Origin of the sequence: Actinoplanes sichuanensis (assembly GCF_033097365.1) — a bacterium.
GTDB lineage: Bacteria > Actinomycetota > Actinomycetes > Mycobacteriales > Micromonosporaceae > Actinoplanes > Actinoplanes sichuanensis.
On record NZ_AP028461.1, the window covers coordinates 843,733 to 865,339 of the forward strand.

Annotated in this window: 17 protein-coding genes; 11 read left to right on the forward strand and 6 right to left on the reverse strand. The window is 71.6% G+C overall.

The genetic code is table 11. The annotated features are described in order from the left end of the window. Positions 1-81: 81 nt before the first annotated feature. Entirely contained in the window at positions 82-2,283 is a 2,202-nt protein-coding gene (locus tag Q0Z83_RS03640) for a putative bifunctional diguanylate cyclase/phosphodiesterase (RefSeq protein WP_317792341.1), read from the reverse strand. Positions 2,284-2,292: 9 nt separating this feature from the next. Further along, complete coding sequence (locus Q0Z83_RS03645; protein WP_317792342.1) at positions 2,293-3,804, reverse strand: GGDEF domain-containing protein; 1,512 nt, start codon at positions 3,802-3,804, stop codon at positions 2,293-2,295. A gap of 59 nt (positions 3,805-3,863) precedes the next feature. Here Q0Z83_RS03645 and glgA point away from each other — a divergent pair, with 59 nt between their 5' ends. The 3 genes from glgA to Q0Z83_RS03660 are packed head-to-tail and all read left to right on the forward strand — an operon-like array spanning position 3,864 to position 7,404. Further along, positions 3,864-5,060 carry a glycogen synthase gene (gene glgA, locus Q0Z83_RS03650; protein ID WP_317792343.1) on the forward strand — a complete coding sequence of 399 codons (1,197 nt, stop codon included), beginning with the start codon at positions 3,864-3,866 and terminating at the stop codon, positions 5,058-5,060. After that, on the forward strand, positions 5,057-6,673 hold the full coding sequence (locus Q0Z83_RS03655) for a glycoside hydrolase family 10 protein (RefSeq protein ID WP_317792344.1): 1,617 nt from the start codon (positions 5,057-5,059) through the stop codon (positions 6,671-6,673). Before glgA ends, Q0Z83_RS03655 begins: the two co-directional genes overlap by 4 nt. 47 nt (positions 6,674-6,720) lie before the next feature. Further along, a complete protein-coding gene (locus Q0Z83_RS03660) occupies positions 6,721-7,404 on the forward strand; it encodes a hypothetical protein (RefSeq protein ID WP_317792345.1) in 684 nt (227 codons plus the stop codon). 6 nt (positions 7,405-7,410) lie between these two features. Here the strand turns inward: Q0Z83_RS03660 and Q0Z83_RS03665 are convergent, their stop codons facing one another. Further along, positions 7,411-8,982, reverse strand: a complete 1,572-nt coding sequence (locus tag Q0Z83_RS03665) for a hypothetical protein (RefSeq protein WP_317792346.1) — start codon at positions 8,980-8,982, stop codon at positions 7,411-7,413. A 26-nt stretch (positions 8,983-9,008) separates the two neighbouring features. Next, positions 9,009-10,631 (reverse strand): ABC-F family ATP-binding cassette domain-containing protein, encoded by a 1,623-nt coding sequence (locus Q0Z83_RS03670; RefSeq protein WP_317792347.1) that lies wholly within the window; start codon positions 10,629-10,631, stop codon positions 9,009-9,011. Between the two features lie 43 nt (positions 10,632-10,674). On the opposite strand from Q0Z83_RS03670, the gene Q0Z83_RS03675 reads away from it, so the two are divergent. Beyond that, positions 10,675-12,456, forward strand: coding sequence for a Xaa-Pro dipeptidyl-peptidase (locus Q0Z83_RS03675; protein ID WP_317792348.1), 1,782 nt, complete (start codon positions 10,675-10,677; stop codon positions 12,454-12,456). Here the strand turns inward: Q0Z83_RS03675 and Q0Z83_RS03680 are convergent. Beyond that, a complete protein-coding gene (locus Q0Z83_RS03680) occupies positions 12,449-13,270 on the reverse strand; it encodes a PhzF family phenazine biosynthesis protein (protein WP_317792349.1) in 822 nt (273 codons plus the stop codon). The two genes, Q0Z83_RS03675 and Q0Z83_RS03680, sit on opposite strands and share 8 nt — an antisense overlap. A 112-nt stretch (positions 13,271-13,382) precedes the next feature. On the opposite strand from Q0Z83_RS03680, the gene Q0Z83_RS03685 reads away from it, so the two are divergent. From Q0Z83_RS03685 to Q0Z83_RS03705, 5 genes are all read left to right on the forward strand, one after another. Continuing rightward, positions 13,383-14,807 (forward strand): sigma 54-interacting transcriptional regulator, encoded by a 1,425-nt coding sequence (locus tag Q0Z83_RS03685; RefSeq protein WP_317792350.1) that lies wholly within the window; start codon positions 13,383-13,385, stop codon positions 14,805-14,807. Between the two features lie 68 nt (positions 14,808-14,875). Then, on the forward strand, positions 14,876-16,831 hold the full coding sequence (locus Q0Z83_RS03690; RefSeq protein WP_317792351.1) for a vWA domain-containing protein: 1,956 nt from the start codon (positions 14,876-14,878) through the stop codon (positions 16,829-16,831). A gap of 276 nt (positions 16,832-17,107) precedes the next feature. After that, the gene (locus Q0Z83_RS03695; RefSeq protein WP_317792352.1) at positions 17,108-17,710 is read left to right on the forward strand and encodes a CDP-alcohol phosphatidyltransferase family protein; all 603 of its coding nucleotides are present in this window, start codon (positions 17,108-17,110) and stop codon (positions 17,708-17,710) included. Between the two features lie 179 nt (positions 17,711-17,889). After that, a complete protein-coding gene (locus Q0Z83_RS03700; RefSeq protein WP_378079008.1) occupies positions 17,890-18,822 on the forward strand; it encodes a DUF881 domain-containing protein in 933 nt (310 codons plus the stop codon). Further along, entirely contained in the window at positions 18,819-19,151 is a 333-nt protein-coding gene (locus Q0Z83_RS03705; RefSeq protein WP_093611661.1) for a small basic family protein, read from the forward strand. Before Q0Z83_RS03700 ends, Q0Z83_RS03705 begins: the two co-directional genes overlap by 4 nt. A 476-nt stretch (positions 19,152-19,627) precedes the next feature. Here the strand turns inward: Q0Z83_RS03705 and Q0Z83_RS03710 are convergent, their stop codons facing one another. Then, entirely contained in the window at positions 19,628-20,227 is a 600-nt protein-coding gene (locus Q0Z83_RS03710) for a hypothetical protein (protein WP_317792354.1), read from the reverse strand. Between the two features lie 144 nt (positions 20,228-20,371). Between Q0Z83_RS03710 and Q0Z83_RS03715 the strand changes: the two genes are divergently transcribed. After that, positions 20,372-21,022: a DUF881 domain-containing protein gene (locus tag Q0Z83_RS03715; protein ID WP_317792355.1), complete on the forward strand. Its 651-nt coding sequence runs from the start codon at positions 20,372-20,374 to the stop codon at positions 21,020-21,022. A 15-nt stretch (positions 21,023-21,037) separates the two neighbouring features. Continuing rightward, the gene (gene gcvH / locus Q0Z83_RS03720) at positions 21,038-21,418 is read left to right on the forward strand and encodes a glycine cleavage system protein GcvH (protein ID WP_317792356.1); all 381 of its coding nucleotides are present in this window, start codon (positions 21,038-21,040) and stop codon (positions 21,416-21,418) included. The last annotated feature ends 189 nt before the right edge of the window (positions 21,419-21,607 follow it).

The following is a 21,607-nucleotide window of genomic DNA, read 5'->3' on the forward strand; positions in this document are numbered from 1 at the left end:
GACGCTAATATTCCGGCCGCCCCCGCGCCACCCGAAAGGGCGGTTCGAAATATCTTGCTGGCGCTGCAGCCTTCTTACCGGTCAGGTGGCGGCGTGCAAAGCATGCTCGCGCATCAGCGTGTCGATCGTGTCGGCGTCGGCCGGACGGCCGTAGTGGTAGCCCTGCGCCAGCGGGCAACCCAGATCGCGCAGCAGGTCGGCCTGACCCGGCGTCTCCACGCCCTCGGCCACCGCGAGCAGGTCCTGGCTGCCGGCCAGTTCCAGGATCGCCCTGGTCAGGCTCACGTCCTGGGGGCGGGGCGGGTCCTGGAGCCGGCGGATGAACGACTGGTCGATCTTCAGGATGTCGACCGGCAGGGCGTGCAGGTACGCCAGTGACGAGTACCCGGTGCCGAAGTCGTCGATCGCGATCCGGATCCCGTGCGCCCGCAGCTCACCCAGTACCGGCGTGTCGGCCGCGTCGATCAGCACCGATTCGGTGATCTCCAGCACCAGCGCCTCGGCGGGCAGCCCGGTGTCGGCCAGGGTCGACAGCACCGACGTGGTGAACCCGGGATCACGCAGCTGATGGGTGGAGACGTTGACGGTCAGGTAGAGGCCGTGCTCCCGGTGCCAGACGGCGGCCTGCGCGCAGGCCAACCGCAGCGCCCGGGCGCCGATCGCGCCGATCAGGCCGGTCTGCTCGGCGACCGGGATGAACACGCCGGGCGGCACCGACTCGCCGTCGCGGCGCCAGCGCATCAGCGCCTCCACCCCGGTGGCCCGGCCGGTGCCCGTGTCGACGACCGGCTGGTAGTGCATGAACAGGGTGCCGTCGGCGAGTGCCTGCCGTAGTCCGGCGGCGATCCGGGTGCGCTCGGACTGCTCGGCCCGCAGCGACTCGTCGAACCGGGCGGTCCGGGCCCCACCCGCCTGCTTGGCGGCGCGCAGGGCCAGGTCGGCGTCACCGAGGACGGCGTTGTTGCCGGGCACCCCGTCGGCCAGACCGGCCCGGGCGGTCAGGTGGATGCGGCGCTCGTCGACGGCGTACGGCGCGGCCGACACCGCCGTCACGACCCGCTCGGCCAGCGCCGCCGCGTCGGTCCCGGACGTGATCAGGAAACCGAACTCGTCCCCGCCCAGCCGGGCCACCAGCTCCACCTCCGGCGCGAACAGCAGCAGCCGCCCGGCCACCTGGCACAGCACGGTGTCGCCGACATGGTGCCCGTAGGTGTCGTTGATCTCCTTGAACCCGTCCAGAGCGCAGAGGATCAGCGCGTACGGCCGGTCCCCGGCGACGGCCCGGCCCAGGTGGTCGAGCAGCAGGTCACGGTTGGCCAGCCCGGTCAGGCCGTCGTGCCCGGCCCGATGCGCCAGCCGCCGCTGGAGCACCTGCTGCTCGTGCAGGGCCGCACGGGCCTGCCTGGCGCGGCGCTCGGCGAGTCGGGCCAGCACCACGATCCGCAGGAGCAGCAGACCGCACAGCCCGGCGGTCAGCAGTGCCGGCACCACCACGATCGCGGACGGGTCGGCGATGGCCGGCAGCAGCGGACTGGCCACCGCGGCGGTGTACATGACGGTGAGGGTGACCCGGCCGGGCGCGGCGTCGGCGGCCCGCGGCTGGGCGGCCCGCGGGTGCAGCGCCGCGGCGACGATCAGCACCCACCAGAACTGGAGGACCAGGTGTGGCAGGCCACCGGGCAGGAACGGCCGGGTGCCCTCGGCCGCGGTCGCCGCGTACACCAGGTGCGCGCCGACCAGCAGCACCCCGGCACCGGCGACGAGCCCGCCCGGTACCCGCCGGGAGCCGGTCGCGGCGCGCAGCGCGGTTCCCAGGATCGCCAGGTCGAGGACCGCGTAGAGCATCGCCAGCGCGTCGTCGACCATCCGGTAGCCGGGCTGTCCCAGGTATGGCAACACGATGAACGACCAGGCCAGCATGGCCAGGGCCAGCACCACGGCGCCGGCCTCGGCGGCTCCGCCGGGGCGGCGCAGCCGGCTGAACTGGACCGCGGCCGCCGCGTGCAGGGCGTACTGGACGGCCAGGCTCAGGCCCATCGGCGTGGTCGCCGGTTCGCCGCCCCGGATCGTCCACCACAGCGACGTCAGGGTCCCGGCGGCGCTCGCCCCGAAGAACAGCCACCAGCCGCACCGGTGTCGGCGGGCGGCCCCGAACAGCACCACGGTCCCGGCCGCCTGGAGGATCAGCCACGCCCACGGGCTGCCCAGGGCGTACAGGGCGAGCACGGCAGCGCTACCACCCGCGAGGGTGTACTGCCAGACCGGGATGCGGAGGATGGGCACGTCGCCATGTCACCCGACGCCGGTTGCGGCCCGGTTGCCACGACGGTCGGTTTCCGGAGCGTGCACCCGATGGCAACCGCGGCCGGCCGCCTTCGCCGCGTAGAGGGCCACGTCGGCGTCGCGCAGCGCCTCGGCGCAGCTGTGCACGTCGTCGAGATCGAGCACGCCGATACTGGCCGACACCCGGACCACGGCGCCGCCGAGCAGGTGCTCCACGGCGGCCGCCCGCAGCAGCCGGTCCGCGGTGCCGACCGCGTCGCCGGGGACGAGCACCGCGAACTCGTCGCCCCCGAGCCGGGCCACCAGGCCGTCGGCGGTGATCCGCCGGAACTCGTCGCCGAGCGCGACCAGCAACTCGTCGCCGACCGGATGGCCCAGGGTGTCGTTGACCTCCTTGAACCCGTCCAGGTCGAGCAGCAGCAACCAGCCGCGGTCACCGACCGGCCGGCCGACGGCCGTGGTGAGGGCCTCGGTGAGCGCGGCCCGGTTGCCGAGGCCGGTCAGCGGGTCGTGGGTGGCCCGGTGCTCCAGCTCGGCCCGCAGCGCCTCCTGCTCGCGCAGTGCCGCGTCCAGCGCCCGGGCCCGCCGCTGGGCCAGATTGCCGAGCATGCCCATCCGCAGCACCAGCAGCACACTCACCCCGACCCCGAGCAGCATCGGCAGCACGAACATGTGCAGTCCGTCCGCCACCGCGGGCGGTCGCCCGCCGGCCAGCCCGGGCAGCGCGTTCAACCCGGTCATCAGCGGATAGAACGCGGTCAGCACGGCGAACAGCCCGAGCCGGGTACGCGACAGGGTCTCCGGGTCGCCGCCCCGCTCGGCCCGGGCCATCGACGGGTGCAGGGCGGCCGCCCCGATCATCAGGTGGCCGGTCATCCAGGCCAGGATGTGCCAGACGGTCGGCGGCCGGTCCGAGGCGGCGTACCCGGCATCCGCGGCGAACAGCAGAAACGTGCTCGCCACGATCAGTTGGTGGGCCCGGTTGCGCGGGTTGCCGGCCAGCAGCAGGACGGCCGCGGCGGCGAGCCGGAGCAGGGTCAGGATCGTGTAGAAGCCGAACACCGCGGCCGGGGTCGGGTGGTGCCAGCGTTCGGCGAGCACCGGACCGATCACCATCGGCCAGGCGCCGGCCATCACACCGAGTACCACCATGGCGCCGTCGAGCAGGTTGGCCCGCAGGTTGACGGGCAGCGAGCAGGACCGGACCCGCACCACCATCGCCGCGGTGACCAGCAGGAACGCCGTACCGAGGGCGAGCTGGTCGACGAGTGGGCCGGGGCCGCGCGGACCGGCCAGGTGGGTCAGGGCGAAGAAGAACAGCCCGGCCGCCAGGAGTTTCCAGAACAGCGGGTTCTCCGGCCGGTACCGACGGAGCCCGGCCAGAACGGCCAGTCCGGCGCAGGACTCCACGCCGGTCAGCGCCCATTCCGCGCCCGGTTGCGGCAGCAGCAGGGCGCCGAGGGTCAGGGCCACCCCGCCGAGCAGGAAGCCGGACCACAGCCAGTCGTCGAGCCGTCTCACGCCCGCACCCATCGTCACCGTCGGCGGCCGACCTGAGGGACGGCGGCTAAGCTCCAAGCGTGACGGACTCCCGACTGCGCGCCGACCTGATCACCCGTGAGTACCCGCCGGAGGTCTACGGCGGCGCGGGGGTCCACCTGGAGTATCTGGCGCGTGACCTGCGCGGGCTCGCCGACGTGCGGGTGCACTGCTTCGGCGCGCCGCGGGACGAGCCGGGTGTCACGGCCTATCCGGAGCCGGCCGAGCTGGCCCGGGCCAACGCCGCGCTGCGCACCATGGGGGTCAATCTGGCGATCGCCCAGGGCTGCGCCGGCGCCGACGTGGTGCACAGCCACACCTGGTATGCCAATTTCGCCGGGCACACCGCGAAACTGCTGCACGGCGTCCCGCACGTGGTGACCACGCACAGCCTGGAGCCGCTGCGCCCGTGGAAGGCGGAGCAGCTCGGCGGCGGTTACGCGCTCTCCTCGTTCTGCGAGCGGACCGCGATCGAGAGCGCCGACGCGATCATCGCGGTGTCCGGCGGGATGCGGCGTGACGTGCTCCGGGCCTATCCGTCGGTCGACCCGGACCGGGTCCAGGTCGTCTACAACGGCATCGACACCGAGCTCTACCAGCCGGATCACGAGACCGGTGTGGTGGACCGGCTCGGCATCGACCGCAACCGGCCGAGCGTGGTGTTCGTCGGCCGGATCACCCGGCAGAAGGGCCTGCCCTACCTGATGCGGGCCTGCCACGATCTGCCGGCCGATGCCCAGATCATCCTGCTCGCCGGTGCTCCGGACACCCCGGAGATCGCGGCTGAGGTGGCAACGCTGGCGGCGGATCTTCAAAAGACCCGCTCGGGTGTGATCTGGGTGCAGGAGATGCTGCCGAAACAGGAGGTCATCCAGGTCCTCACGCACGCCACGGTCTTCGTCTGCCCGTCGATCTACGAGCCGATGGGGATCGTCAACCTGGAGGCGATGGCCTGCGAGACCGCGGTGGTGGCCACCGCGACCGGCGGCATCCCCGAGGTGGTCGCCGACGGCGAGACCGGCCTGCTCGTCCCGATCGACCAGCTCCAGGACGGTACGGGAACGCCCGTCGACCCGGAGAAGTTCGTCGCCGACCTGGCCGCCACCCTGACCCGGGTGCTGAACGATCCGCAGCTCGCCGAGCGGATGGGTAAGGCCGGTCGTCGCCGAGCGGTGGAGAGGTTCAGCTGGTCACGGATCGCCGAGGACACCCTAGAGATCTACCGGTCGGTGCTGTGAGTCTGCTTCGCCGGCCCCCGGTCCGGGTGGCCATGCTGCTGTCGGCGGTCCTGTTCGCGGCGGCGGTGCTCGGCGTCGGCCTGGTCCGGGCCGCGTTCTACGAGCCACCGTCGCGGGCCGCGGACACCGTGGCGGTGGCCGACGCACCCACCCAGACCGTGACCGGGCTGTGCGGGGCGGTGCCGGTGTCGGCGCCACGCGAGCTGCGCGGCATGTGGCTGACCACGGTCTACAACATCGACTGGCCCAGTAAGCCGGGACTGCCCCAGGAACAGGTCCGCTCGGAGTACCTGAGGTGGCTGGATCTGGCCGTCGCGCAGAACCACAACGCGATCTTCGTGCACGTGCGCCCGAGCGGCGACGCGTTCTGGAGATCCGACTACGCCCCCTGGTCGAACTGGTTGACCGGCCGGCTCGACGGCGCGGACCCGGGCTGGGATCCGATGGCGTTCATGGTCGACGAGGCGCACAAGCGCAACCTGGAGTTCCACGCCTGGTTCAACCCGTACCGGGGCACCCAGTTCGCGCCGGACGGGGCCGGCACCGACCTGTCCAAGCTGCCCGCGAACCATCCGCTGGTGGTGCACCCGGAGTGGCGGATCGCGCACCCGTCGGGTCCGAAGGGCCGCTTCTACTACGACCCGGGCAATCCGGAGGCACGTCAGTTCGTCGAGGACGCGATGCTGGAGGCGGTCGCGAAGTACGACGTCGACGGCGTCCACTTCGACGACTTCTTCTACCCGTACCCCGGCGACGGCAAGGGCCAGGACTTCCCGGACGACGTGTCGTTCGCGAAGTACGGCAAGGGGAAGAGCCGCGCCGACTGGCGGCGGGACAACGTGAACACCCTGGTCCGCGAGATGAAGCAGCGGATCGCCGAGGTCAAGCCGTGGGTGAAGTTCGGGATCAGCCCGTTCGGGATCTGGCGCAACGGCGGCGAGGGCTCGGACACCAACGGCCTGGAGAGCTACAGCGCCATCTACGCCGACACTCGCACCTGGGTCCGCGAGGGCTGGCTGGACTACATCGTTCCGCAGCTGTACTGGACGATCGGGTTCGACAAGGCCGACTACGCCAAGGTGCTGCCCTGGTGGGCGAAAACGGTCAAGGGCACGGGTGTGCAGCTGTACATCGGAATGGCCGACTACCGGGTCGGCGAGAAGGGCGACTGGAGTGATCCGGCCGAGCTCGACCGGCAGATGGCGCTGAACGACAAGTTCGGCGTGCAGGGCCAGGTCCACTACAGCGCCGCCTCGGTCCGCGACGACAAGCTCGGCGCGGCCGGCCGGTATCGGGCGAAGCACTACGCGGCGCCGGCGCTGCTCCCGCGGATCGCGCGGCTCCCGGCCGCGCCTCCGGCGGCGCCGCGGATCACCGCGGCGACCAGGTCCGACGCGGGCCCGGTGACGTTGACGGTCGCCGACGGCGGGGGTACGAGCTGGGCCCTCTACCGTACGGCGAACGGCTCCGCGTCCCTGGTCGCGACGGGCCGGGCGGGCAGTGCGGTGACCGACCCGAAGCCGCCGGCCGGCCCCGCCACCTACTGCGTCAGCGGCCTGGACCGGTCGGCCAACGAGGGCCCGTTGAGCAGCCCGTTCACCACAGCCGGGTAATCCGGCATTCCGCCCTTGTCGCATGATTCGTGGCGTTAACGTGAGCCGTGCCCCGAATCCTCGCGTTGACGGCCACCACGCTCGCCGCCGTGCTGACCCTGCCCGCCGCCGCCCAGGCCGCTGCGCCCGGCGAGCCGTGGCCGGTGGCGGTCGCGGTGCTGCCACCGCCGCCCGACGAACCGGCGAGCGACCGGCTCACCGCGCTGCTGCTGGCGGCCGGTGACCTGCCCACCGGTTTCCAGCCGCAGACGGGCGCCGCCGACGACCTGTTCGCCCGGATCCCGGCCGAGATCGCGGCCTGCGGCAAGGGCGCCCGGGTGCCGGCCGGAACGGTGTACCGGGAGTACGTGCGCGGCCCCGGCGACGAGGACCTGCTGGTCGAGACCCTGGCCGAACCCGGGGCGCAGGCGGCGCGGGCGGCGGTCGCGAAGATCGCCGGGGCGCTGCCCGGGTGCGCGTCGTTCACCAGGGCTCCGGGGGAACTGCCGATGGAGCTCAAGTTCGCGCTCACCCCGTACCCCCGGGCTCCGAAGATCGGTGACGCCTCGGCGGCCGTGAGTTTCGTGATGACCGTGCCCACCCTGAGTTTGACCGTGAAGGGCCGTCTGCTGGCCGCCGCGGCCGGGAAGGCCCAGGTCACCGTCCTGCTGATGACCGAGGCCGACCCGAAGGTGGCCGACCTGGAGGCCGCCGCCCGCAGCGCCGCCGACAAGCTCGCGGCGGCCCGATAGCGACTCCTAGGCCGTCGGGAGCAGCGGGACGAACGAGACCCACCGCCTGGCCCGCGTCTCGCTGTCCCGGATCGCGCGGATCGCCGTGGCGGCGCGTTCCAGAGCTGTCCGGCGTAGGTCGGCGGGCAGATCGGTGGCCAGTCCCATCAGGCAGAAGGCCCGCATGTCGGCGCCGCGGACCGCCGACGCGGCGGCCAGCGCGAGAGCGGTCACCGCGGCCTGCCGATCGGCCGGCACCACCCTGCGGAGGCCGTCCAGAGCGTCGAACCGGGTCAGCGGGTCGCGTATCGCCGACATGTGGGCGATCACCTCGTCGAGGCGACTCCCGTCGAGACGCTCCACCATCCTGGTGAGCAGTCCGGTCCGGATAACGCCGTTGCCGATGGTGTAGGCCGCGTCGAAGGCGGCGGCGATCCGTGGGGCGCTCAGCCGTGGGCCGAGGACGAGGAGTTCCTCCGGCCCGGCCCGGCCGACCGCCGCGTCGACCTGCTCGTCGGTCAGATGTGGAACGAGACCCGCGAACGTGTCCGGCCAGGAGCCGGGCCGGAGCCTGGCGATCAGATCGTCGGTGGCGGCTTCGCGGTGTCCGGCCGGCAGGTGACCGATGAGCCTGGCCAGGTCCTGGAGCAGGTTGAGGGACGAGAACCCGGAGTCCGGTGCGAGCCGGATCGCCACGAGCTCGACGACGGTCTCCGGCGCGGCATGGGCCGCCAGGTCCGTCAGATGGGGACAGCCGCTCGCTGCGAGTTCGGCCACCTGCCCGTGGTCGAGCAGCGGAAGCAGGGGGTGCAGCGCCCAGTGGTGGGCCATCTCCCGGCGGCCCGCGGTGAACTCGGCCACCAGCAGGGCGAGGGCGGTGGCGACGAGTTCCGGCCGCAGCCGGGCGGGTGCGTCTCTGGCCACCCCGGCCAGCATCTGGGCCCGCCTGAGCGGGTCGCGCAGGGTGTCCACGGCGGCGATCAGGTGAGTGATCCGGGCTTCGCCGGCCCCGGTGGACAGCCGCTGGATCGCGGTGGCACGGGTGCCCTCGTCCGCGATCGTGCCGACGTCGCGTGCCGCCTCGTCGAGCACCGGTTCCGGAAGGTGCATCGCGATCGCCGCGATGACCGTGACCTGCCGGCCCCGACCGCCGCGGACCGCCAGGCCGGCCCGGATCGCGCGGGCCGCCTCGTCCGCCTCGAGCCGGGGGAGCAGCGTGTTGAGCGCCGTGGACCGGTCGGAGTCGGGAATCCGCGGCAGATCGGTGATCGCCGCCTCGACCGCGGCGGCCCGCTCGGCGCCGTCCAACCGGCCGAGGAGCCTGGCCAGCGCCGTCAGGCGGTCGAACGGATCGGTCCGCCGGTGCACCTCCGCGACGATCCGGGACAACTGCGCCGGCGTCGCCCGGGCCGCCGCGTGGCGGTGGACGCGGTTCTGGGTCCACGGGTCCCGGGCGGCGTCCAGGACGGTGTCGAGCCGGCTGCCGTCGGACCGGGCGGCGAACGCCTCCAGGCCATCGCGCCGGAGCCACTGGTCGTCGAGAGCGACGAAGAAGCGCAGCAGGTCATCGAGGTCGGGGAGGCTGTCCGGCGTGTCCACGCCGGACAGCCAACCATGATCGACGGTCAGCCGGTGACCCTGCCTCCGTCGACCTGGAGGCGACGGTCGGTGGCGACCGCCTCCAGCATCCGCCGGTCGTGGGTGACCAGCAGCAGCGTGCCCGTATAGGAGGCCAGCGCCGACTCCAGTTGCTCGATGGCCGGCAGGTCCAGGTGGTTCGTCGGCTCGTCGAGGACCAGCAGGTTCACCCCGCGCGCCTGGAGCAGGGCCAGGGCGGCCCGGGTGCGCTCGCCGGGGGAGAGGGTGACCGCCGGGCGCAGCACGTGCGCCGACCGCAGACCGAACTTGGCCAGCAGGGTGCGCACGTCGGCGTCCGGCCAGTCCGGCACCGCGGCGCCGAACGCCCGGGCCAGCGGCTCGCCGCCGAGGAACAGGCCGCGCGCCTGGTCGACCTCGCCGACCACCACCCCGGGGCCGAGATGCTGCGTGCCCGAGTCGAGGGGGATCCGGCCGAGCAGGGCCGCCAGCAGCGTGGACTTGCCCGATCCGTTGGCGCCGGTGATCGCCACCCGGTCGGCCCAGTCGATCTGCAGGGTCACCGGGCCGAGCGTGAAGTCGCCCCGGCGGATCACCGCCTCACGCAGGGTGGCCACCACCGCGCCGGCCCGGGGCGCGGTGGCGATCTCCATCCGCAGCTCCCACTCCTTGCGAGGTTCCTCGACCACCTCCAGGCGCTCCAGCATCCGCTCGGTCTGTCGGGCCTTGGCGGCCTGTTTCTCGCTGGAGTCGGCCCGGAACGCCTTGATGTTCTTGTCGTTGTCGGTGGCTTTACGGCGGGCGTTGCGCACTCCCTTGTCCGCCCAGCCGCGCTGCATCCGGGCGCGTTCGAGCAGGTCATCCTTCTTGTCGGAGTACTCCTCGTACTCCTCGCGGGCGTGCCGACGGGCCCGGTCACGCTCCTCCAGATAGGACTCGTAGCCGCCGCCGAACAGGTTGACCTGATTCTGTGCCAGGTCGAGCTCGAGGACCTTGGTGACGGTCCGGGTGAGGAACTCCCGGTCGTGGCTGACCAGCACCGCACCCGCACGCAGCCCCGACACGAACGCCTCCAGCCGGGCCAGCCCGTCCAGGTCGAGGTCGTTCGTCGGCTCGTCGAGCAGGTAGATGTCGTAGCGGCTGAGCAGCAGCGACGCCATCCCGGCGCGGGCCGCCTGACCGCCGGAGAGGGCGGTCATCGGCAGATCCAGGTCGAACCCGAGGTCGGACTCGGCGATCCGCTCGTCCAGGTCGGCGCCGCCCAGATCCAACCATTTGTCCAGCGCGGCCGCGTACCTGTCGTCCGCGCCCGGCAGCTCCCGGCCCAGTTCGTCAGCCGCCGCGTCCATCGCGGCCTGCGCCGCGGTGACCCCGGTCCGGCGGCCGAGGAAGTCGCGCACGCTCTCGCCGGGGCGGCGCTCCCGTTCCTGCGGGAGATACCCGACGTTCGCGGTGGGCGGGCTCAGCGCGACACTCCCGCTCTCCGTGGGGATCGACCCGGCGAGGGTACGCAGCAGCGTCGTCTTGCCCGCCCCGTTCACCCCGACCAGGCCGATCACGTCGCCGGGCGCGACGACCAGGTCGAGCCCGGTGAAGAGGGTGCGGTCCCCGTGTCCCGCCGCGAGTTGCCGGGCGATCAGTGTGGCGCTCATCCGCCCATCCTCCGACATTCATGAGTGACGATATGGTGTGCCGATGCGACTGCTCGCCAGGAGCCTCACCGTCCTCATGGTTCTCGCCGGTTCCGCGGCCACCGCCGCCGCACCGGCCCACGCCGCGACCGGAACCCGGCCGGTCCACGACTACGCCACCGCAATCCGGGAGCAGGTCTGGGTGCAGACCCCGGTGGACAGCGACTTCGACGGCCGACCCGACCGGGTCGCGGTCCGGATCATCCGGCCCGACACCACGACCCGGGTTCCGGTGATCTTCCAGGCCAGCCCGTATTACGCCGGCCTCAACGACATCCCGAACCACGACGACGTCGACCGCGACGGCGGTGTCTCGGCTCTCGCCTCGGCGGCGAACCGGGCCGAGACCATCACCTTCGCCGGATACCTGGACAACTACTTCGTGCCCCGCGGCTACGCGGTGATCTTCGCCGACAGCCTCGGCAGCGGCGGCTCGGACGGCTGCCCCACCTCGGGCGGCCGCAACGAGACCCTCGGTATGAAGGCCGTGATCGATTGGCTGAACGGGCGGGCGCCGGGCTTCGACGCCACCGGCGCGCCGGTCCGGGCCGACTGGACCACCGGCCGTACCGGCATGATCGGCGTCTCCTACAACGGCACCCTGCCCAACGCGGTCGCCGCGACCGGGGTCCGCGGTCTGGAGACGATCGTCCCGATCGCGGCGATCAGCAGCTGGTACGACTACTACCGGGCCGACGGCGGTGTCGTCGCTCCGGGCGGCTTCCAGGGTGAGGACACCGACATCCTGGCCAAGGCGGTGCTGACCCGTTCGAACCCCGAGGTCTGCGCCGGTGAGATGGCCCGGCTGGAACGCGAACAGGACCGGGAGACCGGCGACTACAGCCCCTACTGGGCCGAGCGGAACTACCTGCGCGACGCCGACCGGGTGCGGGCCAGTGTGCTGCTGGTGCACGGACTGCACGACTTCAACGTGCGGACCCGGCACGCCGGACAGTGGTGGGACGCCCTCGGCCGCAACCACGTGCCCCGCAAGATCTGGCTGCACCAGGCCGGGCACACCGACCCGTTCAACATCCGCCGCGCCGAGTGGCTGGACACCCTGCACAGGTGGTTCGAACAGTGGCTCTACAAGATCGACACCGGGGTCATGCGGGAACCCGTGGCCGACGTCGAGGTCGCACCCAACCAGTGGGTCACCTCACGATCCTGGCCGCTGACCGGCCGGGAGACCACCCTGCGGCTCGGCGCCGGGCCCCGGCAGACCTTCGTGGACGACACCTCGCGGGCCGCCGAGTCACTGGCCGCCGCACCCGACGGCACCGACCCGAACCGGTTCGCGCACCTCACCGCGCCACTGCCGAAGGATGTCCGGCTCTCCGGGACACCCGAGATCACGGTCCGCGCCGATCTGGCCGGTGACTCGCCGTACCTGACCGCGCTGCTCGTCGACTACGGGACCGCCGACCGGTTCGTGCGGGTGCGGACCCTCGCCGAACAGGACTGCGTCGGGCCCGGCATCGACGGCGATCCCGGATGCTTCGCCAAGCGGGAGTACGTGACGGCGCCGTCCGACTACGAGGTCGTCACCCGGGGCTGGATCGACGTGCGCAACCGGATCTCGCCGTCGCGGACCACGCCGATCACCGCCGGGAAGGCGTACACGTTCCGGTTCGAGCTGCAGAGCACCGACCACGTGTTCGCGGCCGGGCACCGGATCGGCGTGGTGTTGATCTCCACCGACCGGGACCACACCCTGCGCTACCCCTCGGGCACCGTCGTCGGCGTCCAACCCGGGGCGTCCTTCCTGACCGCCCGGCTCAGCTGAACATCGGGACGGCCGCGCCGCTGACCCGTACCCCCTTGATCCGCGGATCCAGGCGGACGGTGATGCGGCTCGGCCGGCCCATGTCGTCGCCCTGCCGCAGCGCGATCGTCGCGGTCGCGTCGGCCAGACCCAGCTCCCGCAGGTAGCCGCCGAACGCCGCGGCCGCCGCGCCGGTCGCCGGGTCCTCGTAGACGCCGCCGATCGGGAACGGGTCGCGCACGTCGAACTCGTTCGCGCCCGCCCGGAAGACCAGCTGCACCGTGGTCCAGCCCCGGTCGGTCATCAGCGCCTTCAGCGCCGGCACGTCGTAGTCCAGGTCGGCGAGCCGCTCCCGGCTCCCGACGGCGATGATCGGGTGGTACGCGCCGGCGTACGCGACCTTCGGCGGCAGAGCCGGGTCCAGGTCGTCCGCCGCCCAGCGCAGGGCCGCCAGCAGGGCCGTCAGCTCCTCCGCCGGCAGGTCGGCGACCTGTGGGTCCACGCTGGTCAGCGTCGCCGTACCGAACTCGTCGACGAGCACCGGCACGTCACCCGCGTTCGTGGTGAACAGGTGCTCGCCGGGGCCCAGCGCCACTGCCGTCGCCACCGTGGCGTGGCCGCAGAACGGGACCTCGGCCAGCGGGCTGAAATAGCGCACCCGGAAACGGCTGCCGTCACGGGACGTCACGAACGCGGTCTCCGAATAGCCGACGTCGGCCGCGATCGCCTGCATCGCGGCGTCGTCCAGCGCGCTCGCGTCGAGGACCACGCCTGCCGGATTGCCTCCTTCCGGATCGTGGGCGAATGCGGCGTACCTCTGAATGTCTGTCGTCATGCCGGGAAGCGTGCCGCGCGGCCGGAGCCGCGACCAGAGCCAATCCCGCGGCCCTGGATGTGTCCGCCCGCACAGTCGTGGTTTGTCACAGGACAGGGGTAGCGTTCTTGCGGTGACAGAGGCGCCAATTGCGATCACACCCGTCCCGCCCGCCGATCTGCCCCGTACCCTGGGCGAGCTCCGTGCGACCGGCCACGAGTTCCGCACCGTCAAGCAGGAGCTGCGCGACAACCTCCTGACCCGGCTCGGCTCCGGTGAGCCCCGATTCCCCGGCATCGTCGGATATGAGGACACCGTGCTGCCCGAGGTCGAGCGGGCGCTGCTCGCCGGCCACGACATGGTCCTGCTCGGTGAGCGCGGGCAGGGCAAGACCCGGCTCATCCGCGCACTCGTCGGCCTCCTCGACGAGTGGACGCCCTACATCGAGGGCTCCGAGCTGCACGAACATCCGTATCATCCGCTCACCCCGGCCGCCCGGCGTCGGGCCGCCGAAGCCGGTGATCTCCTGCCGGTCGCCTGGCTGCACCGCTCCGAGCGATACGGTGAGAAACTCGCCACGCCAGACACCAGCGTCGGTGACCTGATCGGTGACGTCGACCCGATCAAGGTGGCCGAAGGGCGCGCCCTGGGCGATCCGGAGACCATCCACTTCGGGCTCGTGCCGCGGACCAACCGGGGCATCTTCGCCGTCAACGAGCTGCCCGACCTCGCCGAGCGGATCCAGGTCTCGCTGCTCAACGTGCTCGAGGAGCGCGACATCCAGGTTCGCGGCTATCAGCTGCGGCTGCCACTCGACCTGCTGCTCGTCGCGTCGGCCAACCCGGAGGATTACACCAACCGCGGGCGGATCATCACGCCGCTCAAGGACCGGTTCGGGGCGGAGATCCGGACCCACTATCCGGTCGATCTCGCTCTCGAGACGGCGCTCATCCAGCAGGAGGCCGCTCTCGTCGCGCAGCTGCCCGACTTCCTGGTGGAGGTGCTGGCCCGCTACACGCGTGGGGTCCGGGAGTCGCCGTCGGTCGATGCCCGGTCCGGGGTGTCCGCCCGGTTCGCCATCGCCGCCGCGGAGACCGTCGCCGCTTCGGCGCTGCGCCGGGCCGGGCTCCGCGGGGAGCGGGAGGCCGTCGCCCGGATCTGCGACACCGTCTCGGTCACGTCGACGCTGCGCGGCAAGGTCGAGTTCGAGAGCGGTGAGGAGGGGCGGGAGACCGAGATCCTCGGGCATCTCCTGCGGGTCGCCACGGCTGAGACGTTCCGGGCCCGACTGGCCGGCCTCGACCTGTCCGGCTTCACCGACCTGGTCGCCGAGGGGGCCATCATCCAGACCGGTGACCTGGTCAGTGCCGAGGAACTGCTCGGCCAGATCGGCACCGTGCCGGGGTTGGCCAAGGTCCTCGACCGGCTCGATCTCGGTGACGCGCCGAGTCCGGGGCAGGCGGCTTCGGGGATCGAGTTCGCCCTGGAGGGCCTGCACCTGACCCGCCGCCTGGCGAAGGAGCTGACCGACGACGGCCGCACCATCTACGGAAGCTGATCGGTGATGCGCACTCCTGCCGCGTTCTCTCGCGTCGCCTCCGTCGTCCGGATCTTCGAGGGGTCGCTGTGAGTGGGAACGTCTTTCGGTACGGGGCCTGGCGGGACGGGCCCGATCCGCTCGCGCCGCCCTACGACGTGCGGGCCGCGGTCGACGAGATGGGGGAGCGGGTTCTCGCCGGTGACAGCCTGCGGGACGCGCTGCGAGACCTGATCCGGCGCGGCCCTCGGGACGGGCGCGGCCTGGACTCGCTGCGTGACCGGGCCCGCCGCCTGCGTCGCGACGCCCTGCGCCGGGGAAACCTGGACGGGGCGGTGACCAGGGCCCGCCAGATGCTCGACCAGGCGCTGGCCGCCGAGCGTGATTCGCTGGCGGCCCGGGATGACGACGCGGCCCGGTTCAACGAGGCGATGCTCGACAACCTGCCCCGGTCCGTCTCCCAAGCCGTGTCCGACCTGTCGGATTATCAGTGGTCCTCGTCCGAGGCGCGGGACATCTACCAACAGATCCTGGCCGGCCTCCGGGAGGAGGTGGTCTCGCAGCGTTTCGCGGGCATGAAGCAGGCGCTCCAGCAGGGCGACATGGCCGAGGTCGCGGAGATGGTCCGGGATCTGAACGATCTGCTGGCCCGGCACGCCCGTGGTGAGGACACCGATGACGCGTTCCGGGACTTCATGGACCGGCATGGCCGGTTCTTTCCGGACAACCCGCGAAACGTCGACGAACTGATCGACTCGCTGGCCCGGCAGGCCGCCGCCGCCGAACGCCTGATGCGCTCCCTGAGCCCGCAACAGCGTGAGGAACTGCAGCAGCTGATGGCCCAGGCGCTCGGCGACGGCCCACTGCGAGGGCAGTTGGCCGAGCTCACCGACAATCTGCGAGCGCTGCGCCCCAACCTGAACTGGGGCCGTGGCGAACGGATGCGTGGCCCCGCCGACCTCGGCTACGGCGACGCCGCCTCGGCGCTGGGCGAGATCGCCGACCTCGACGAGCTCATCGACCAGCTCGGCCAGGAGCACCCCGGCGCGACCCTGGACGACGTCGACGTGGAGGCGGTCGAACGCCAGCTCGGCCGGGGCGCCGCCGACGACCTGCGCCGCCTGCGCGAACTCGAACGTGAACTGCGGCGCCAGGGTTGGGTGCAGCGGGACGCCGACGGCCTCACCCTCTCCCCGAAGGCGTTGCGCCGCCTGGGCCGTACCGCCCTGTCCGCGATCTTCCGCGACGTGGCGGGCAAACGCGGTCAGCACGACATGCGCGACGCCGGGGCGGCGGGCGACCTGATCGGAAGTTCCCGCCGATGGGAGTTCGGCGACGATCAACCCCTGGACGTGGTCCGGACCATCGGCAACGCGGTCCGGCGTCGGGCCGCGGGTGGTTCCGCCACTCTTCCGGTACGGCTGGAACCCGACGACTTCGAGATCGCCGAAACCGAGCGTCGCGCCTCGGCGGCGGTGGCCCTGTGCGTGGACCTGTCCTATTCGATGTACGCCGACGGCCGCTGGGGCCCGATGAAACAGACCGCACTGGCCCTGTCCCATCTGGTCGCCACCAAGTATCCGCAGGACGCCCTGCAGATCATCGGCTTCGGCCGGTACGCACAGACCCTCTCGCAGGGTGAGCTGGCCGCCATCGAGCCCACCATCGAGAAGGGCACCAACCTTCAGCACGCCCTGAAACTGGCCGCCCGCCACGTCCGGCGCCACCCGGGTGCCGAGCCGGTGATCCTGGTCGTGACCGACGGCGAGCCCACCTCCCACCTGGAACCGGACGGTGAAGCCGTCTTCTGGTGGCCCCCGCTGCCGGAGACGATCGAGGCGACGATCCACGAGGTGGATCTACTGACCCGCTTCGGCGCCACGCTGAACGTCTTCATGCTCGGCGAGGACCCGGGCCTGCGCCGTTTCGTGTCCGCCGTGGCCCACCGCAACGGCGGCCGGGTCTTCAGCCCGGACCCGGCCGACCTGGGCCGCTACGTGATCGACGACTACGTACAGGCCCGCCGGGGCCGGCGCTCCCGCTAGTCCGGCCGCCATGCCCGACCGCGTGGTGACCTGTGGTGCCGGTCGGCCCGCGGGTCACCACGTCCGGCGTCAGCCGGCAGGAGGCTAGCCTCCTAGGATGGATTAGCGGGTGTGGCCCGTGTGACTGCGCGTCGGCCGAGCGGACGCGGCTGGTTATAGTTGCTCGGCGAGTGAGCGGAACGCGTGCGTACCGCCGTCCGGAGACGGCGGGACCAGGCGGACCGGCCATCGTACGAGCCGGGCGGGGGCCTCGGCCGAGGGGGAGAGGAAGTCGCGATGTCGCAGCAACCTGCGTCGTCCATCGAGTCCTCGAATCGGATCTGGACCCTGCCGAACGCGATCAGCTTCCTCCGACTGCTCGGCGTGCCGCTCTTCCTGTACCTGCTGCTCGTCACCGAGAACGACGTCGCCGCGGTCGTCGTGTTGATGATCGGCGGGTCGACCGACTGGGTGGACGGCTATGTCGCCCGCCGGATGAATTCGGTGAGTCGCCTCGGTGAGTTGCTGGACCCGTTCGCGGACCGGCTCTACATCGTGGCGACACTGATCGGGTTCACCGTGCGCGAGGTGATCCCGCTGTGGTTGACCGGCGCGTTGCTGCTGCGTGAGGCGGTCCTCGGGGTGGTGCTGCTGATTCTGCGCCGCCACGGGTATGGTCCGCCGCCGGTGCACTACGTGGGAAAGACCGGGACGTTCCTGCTGCTGGCGTCGTTCCCGCTGATCCTGCTGGCCAAGGCGGTGCCGTCGATCGACTGGTGGGTCGGTCCGGTGGGCTGGGGCCTGTCCTGGTGGGCGCTGGGTCTGTACTGGTGTGCCGCCGTCCTCTACCTGGTCCAGGCGGTGCGGCTGTTGCGCGCCGACCGTGAGGGCTCCTCGTGAGCCGTCCGCTCTCCGACGACCCGGCCGGCGTCTCCGAGACGTCATCCGGCGACACCGCCGCCCGCGCGGCACCCGACTGGCCCGGATCCACGCCGGAACCGGCCGGGCCCGCGGCGCTCCGGCCCGGTGCGGCGACGGCACTGCGTGAACCGAGCGGTGCATGGGAGGGGCTGGGCAGCATCGGTGGCCCGCCGGATCCGGACGGCGGTTCGGGAAAGCGCCGCTGGGGTCCGGACTTCCTGACCGAGTTGTTCCAGAACCCGTTGGACCCCGGTTATGCCGACGCGGCGGCGAGACGGGCGAAGGAGGGTCCCCGGACCGGTGTGCGGCGGCGGGCCGCGGCGATATCGGCGGCGCTGACCCTGGCGGTGATCGGGTTCCTGCTGGTGATCGCGTACCGGCAGACGCTGGCCGAGGAACCGGCCCGGACCCAGGCGCGCAGCGATCTGATCGGCCAGGTGCAGAACCGGCGGGCGGAGACTGAGGATCTTCAGCAGCGCGCTGATCAGCTGGCCGCCGAGGTGGCGGCGCTGCGTGACCGGGAGCTGGGTGGCGAGACGGTGGCCCGGCTGCGTGACCTGGAGGCGGCCACCGGGGTGGCGCGGGTGCGTGGTTCCGGGGCGCGGGTGACGCTCACCGACGGGCCGACGTCGGTGGACGCGGTGACCGGGGAGCGGCGGACCGAGGCGCAGGTGAAGGACACCGATCTGCAGCTGGCGGCGAACGCGCTGTGGGAGGCCGGGGCCGAGGCCATCATGATCAACGGGCAGCGGCTGACGGCGACGTCGCGGATCCGGCAGGCCGGCGAGGCGATTCTGGTGGACATCCGGCCGGTGGGTTCGCCGTACGAGATCGTCGCGATCGGCCCGGACGATCTCGCCGATGATTTCCGCGAGGGTTATGCGGGTCAGTTCTTCGAGACGTTGTCGGCCCGGTTCGGGATCTCGTTCGAGACCGCTGAGGCCGATGACGTGACGCTGGAGGCGGCGACCGACTTGAAGTTGCGGTCGGCCGAGCCCAGCATCGCGCCCGTTCCGTCGGGCTCCGTGAACGTCTCATCAGGTGCGGGGTCGCCCGCGCCGGACTCGTCAGTGACGGAAGGCGGCCGATGATCGCCGTACTCGCCCTGCTCGTCGGTGTCCTGCTGGGCATCCTGTTCGAACCGTCGGTGCCGCCCGAACTGGTGCCGTACCTGCCGATCGCGGTGGTCGCGGCGCTGGACGCGGTGTTCGGCGGGGTCCGGGCCAAGCTGGACGGCATCTTCGACGACAAGCAGTTCGTGGTGTCGTTCATCTCGAACGTTCTCGTGTCGGGCCTGATCGTCTACGTCGGTGACCAGCTGGGTGTGGGTGGTCAGCTGTCGACGGGTGTGGTGGTCGTGCTCGGCGTGCGGATCTTCGGTAACGTCGCGGCGATCCGACGGCACCTCTTCCGGGCATAGGACGCGAGATGACCGATCCTGACGGCACGCCCGGCGCGGCGCGCTCCCACGGCGAAGACCATGTCGGGGGTACGGCCCCAGGCGTCCCGCGGCATGTCGAGGAGGAGCCGACCGTCCCGTTCACGGTTTTCGCGGACCCGGGTTCACCGATCGACGGCGATGAGCCGACCCGTGACCTGGCCGCCCGGCGTGTTCCGGAGCCCGATCCGGCTCCACGGCCTGTTCCGGAGCCCGACCCGGCTGCTCGGCGTGTTCCGGAGCTCGATCCGGCTCCAGGGCGTGTTCCGGAGCTCGACCCGGGTAGCGGGCGTCATCCGGAGATCGATCCGGCTGATCGGCGTTTCTCGGAGCCCGACCTGGCTCCGCATGCTTCGGAGGGGCCGTCCCTCGATACCTCATCCGACATTTCGGAAATGTCCGGCTTGGGTGGTGGCTCTCTGTTGAGTGACTCCACACCTGACATCGACGCGAAGCCATCACCGCTGTCGCAGGCCGGCGGAGAGCACCCACCGGTTGAGGCCGATCGCGGCCCGACTCGCCGCACGGATCGAACCGGTGACGGCCTCGAGAACGTCTCCCCGCAGATGGGTGAGGACGTCGGGAGCGTCGCGCGGCGGATCGGTGACGGCCCCGAAAATGTCTCCCCGCAGATGGGTGAGGACGTCGGGAGCGTCGCGCGGCGGATCGGTGACGGCCCCGAAAATGTCTCCCCGCAGATCGGGAGCGTCACGAGGCGGGTCGGTGACGGCTCGGAGCGGGCGATCCGGCAGGTCGGTGACGGTCCTGGAAGCGTCACTCCGCAGGTCGGTGACGGCCCCGACGGCGTCACCCGGCAGATCGGTGACGGCTCGGAGAGGGGAATCCGGCGCATCGGTGACGGGCCCGAGAGTGGGGACCGGCGATTCGGTGGCGGGCGGGACGGTGCGGATCAGGTCGGTGACGGCGGGGTGGGTGTCGCCGGGCGGGTCGATGACGGCCGTGGTGCCGGGCTCGTCGGCGATGGTCGGGAGAGTGACGTGGGTGCGGGCGGCCAGGAGGGTGCCGCGGGTCGGGAGGGTGCTCCGGCCGTACCCCATGGTGATCTTGATCTCGAGGGGCGGGAGCCGGAGGCGGATCGCCCGGCGGAGGAGTCACCCGATCTGTCGATTTCCGGGAAACCGGAAGGTGATCTTGATCGCCCGCGGATCCGGCGGCCGGCGCCGGCCGGGACGCTGATCTGGGTGCTGCTGGCGTTGCTCGGTTTCACGCTCGTGGTGCAGTTGCGCAGCAACGACGCGGATGACGGGCTGGCCGCGACGCGGCAGGAGGACCTGGTTCGGATCCTGAGTGATCTGGAGTCGGAGGACAGTCGTCTGCTGGCTCAGATCCAGGAGTTGGAGCAGAGTAAACAGCAGCTGAACTCCGAGGTCGGAGGCCGTGAGGCGGCGGTCGCGGAGGCGGAGCGGCGCAGTCAGGATCTGGGGTTGCTGGCCGGCACGGTGGTGGGTCGCGGTCCGGGTCTGGACATCACGCTGAGCGATGTCGGTGCGTCCGATGTGCTGAACACGGTCCAGGAGCTGCGCGGCGCCGGTGGTGAGGTGATGCAGCTCAACGGGGCGAACGACAAGGCGGTGCGGCTTGTCGCGTCGAGCTTCTTCGTGGATGCGTCGGGTGGTGGCATCATCGCCGACGGTGAGCATCTGAGTGGTCCGTTCCATCTGTTGGTGATCGGGCCGGCGAGCACGATGAGTACGGCGCTGCAGATCCCTGGCGGGGTGGTGGCGTCGGCGAAGAGTGACGGCGGTAGCGTGACCATGGACTCGCGTTCGCTGGTCGAGGTGACCGCGGTGCGGAAGGCGGCAGCCTTGCGATACGCGCGTCCGGTGTCGTGATTAACGGAGGAAGCGTTGATTCCTGAGGATCTGCGGTACACCGCGGAGCACGAGTGGGTCGCCGGTGACGGCAGTGGGCCCGTGCGGGTGGGTATCACCCATTTCGCGCAGGACGCGCTGGGTGACATCGTGTATGTGCAGTTGCCCGATGAGGGCACGGTGGTGCAGGCGGGTGACTCGCTCGGCGAGATCGAGTCGACCAAGAGCGTCTCGGAGATCTACGCGCCGATCTCCGGCACGGTGGTGGCGAAGAACGCCACGCTGACCGACGAGCCGGAAATCATCAACGGCGAGCCGTATGCGGCGGGTTGGCTGGTGGAGATCGCGCCGGACGATCCGGCGTCGGTGGCCGCGTTGCTGGACGCCGCGGCGTACCGGGCTCTCACCGAAAGCTGACGCCGCGGGCATTTCATGCCCGTCCATTCGTTCTTCCGCGAGTCCGGTTGCCCAGCGATATTGGCGCTGACTAGGCTCGCGGAGCACACGAAGAACTGTTATTCCTTTGAAACCGATAGTCGTGCGTCGGGCCGAATGGCTCCGGCGGGGCCGCAACGTCGCTGGCTTCGCTGGGAGAGGCGACGACCA

What these genes read in the sequence shown, in the direction of transcription:
- Q0Z83_RS03670 (WP_317792347.1), bottom strand. Translation starts at nt 10,631, where the DNA reads ATGAGCGCCACACTGATCGCCCGGCAACTCGCGGCGGGACACGGGGAC.
- Q0Z83_RS03675 (WP_317792348.1), top strand. Translation starts at nt 10,675, where the DNA reads ATGCGACTGCTCGCCAGGAGCCTCACCGTCCTCATGGTTCTCGCCGGT.
- Q0Z83_RS03680 (WP_317792349.1), bottom strand. Translation starts at nt 13,270, where the DNA reads ATGACGACAGACATTCAGAGGTACGCCGCATTCGCCCACGATCCGGAA.
- Q0Z83_RS03695 (WP_317792352.1), top strand. Translation starts at nt 17,108, where the DNA reads ATGTCGCAGCAACCTGCGTCGTCCATCGAGTCCTCGAATCGGATCTGG.
- Q0Z83_RS03705 (WP_093611661.1), top strand. Translation starts at nt 18,819, where the DNA reads ATGATCGCCGTACTCGCCCTGCTCGTCGGTGTCCTGCTGGGCATCCTG.
- Q0Z83_RS03710 (WP_317792354.1), bottom strand. Translation starts at nt 20,227, where the DNA reads ATGGGGTACGGCCGGAGCACCCTCCCGACCCGCGGCACCCTCCTGGCC.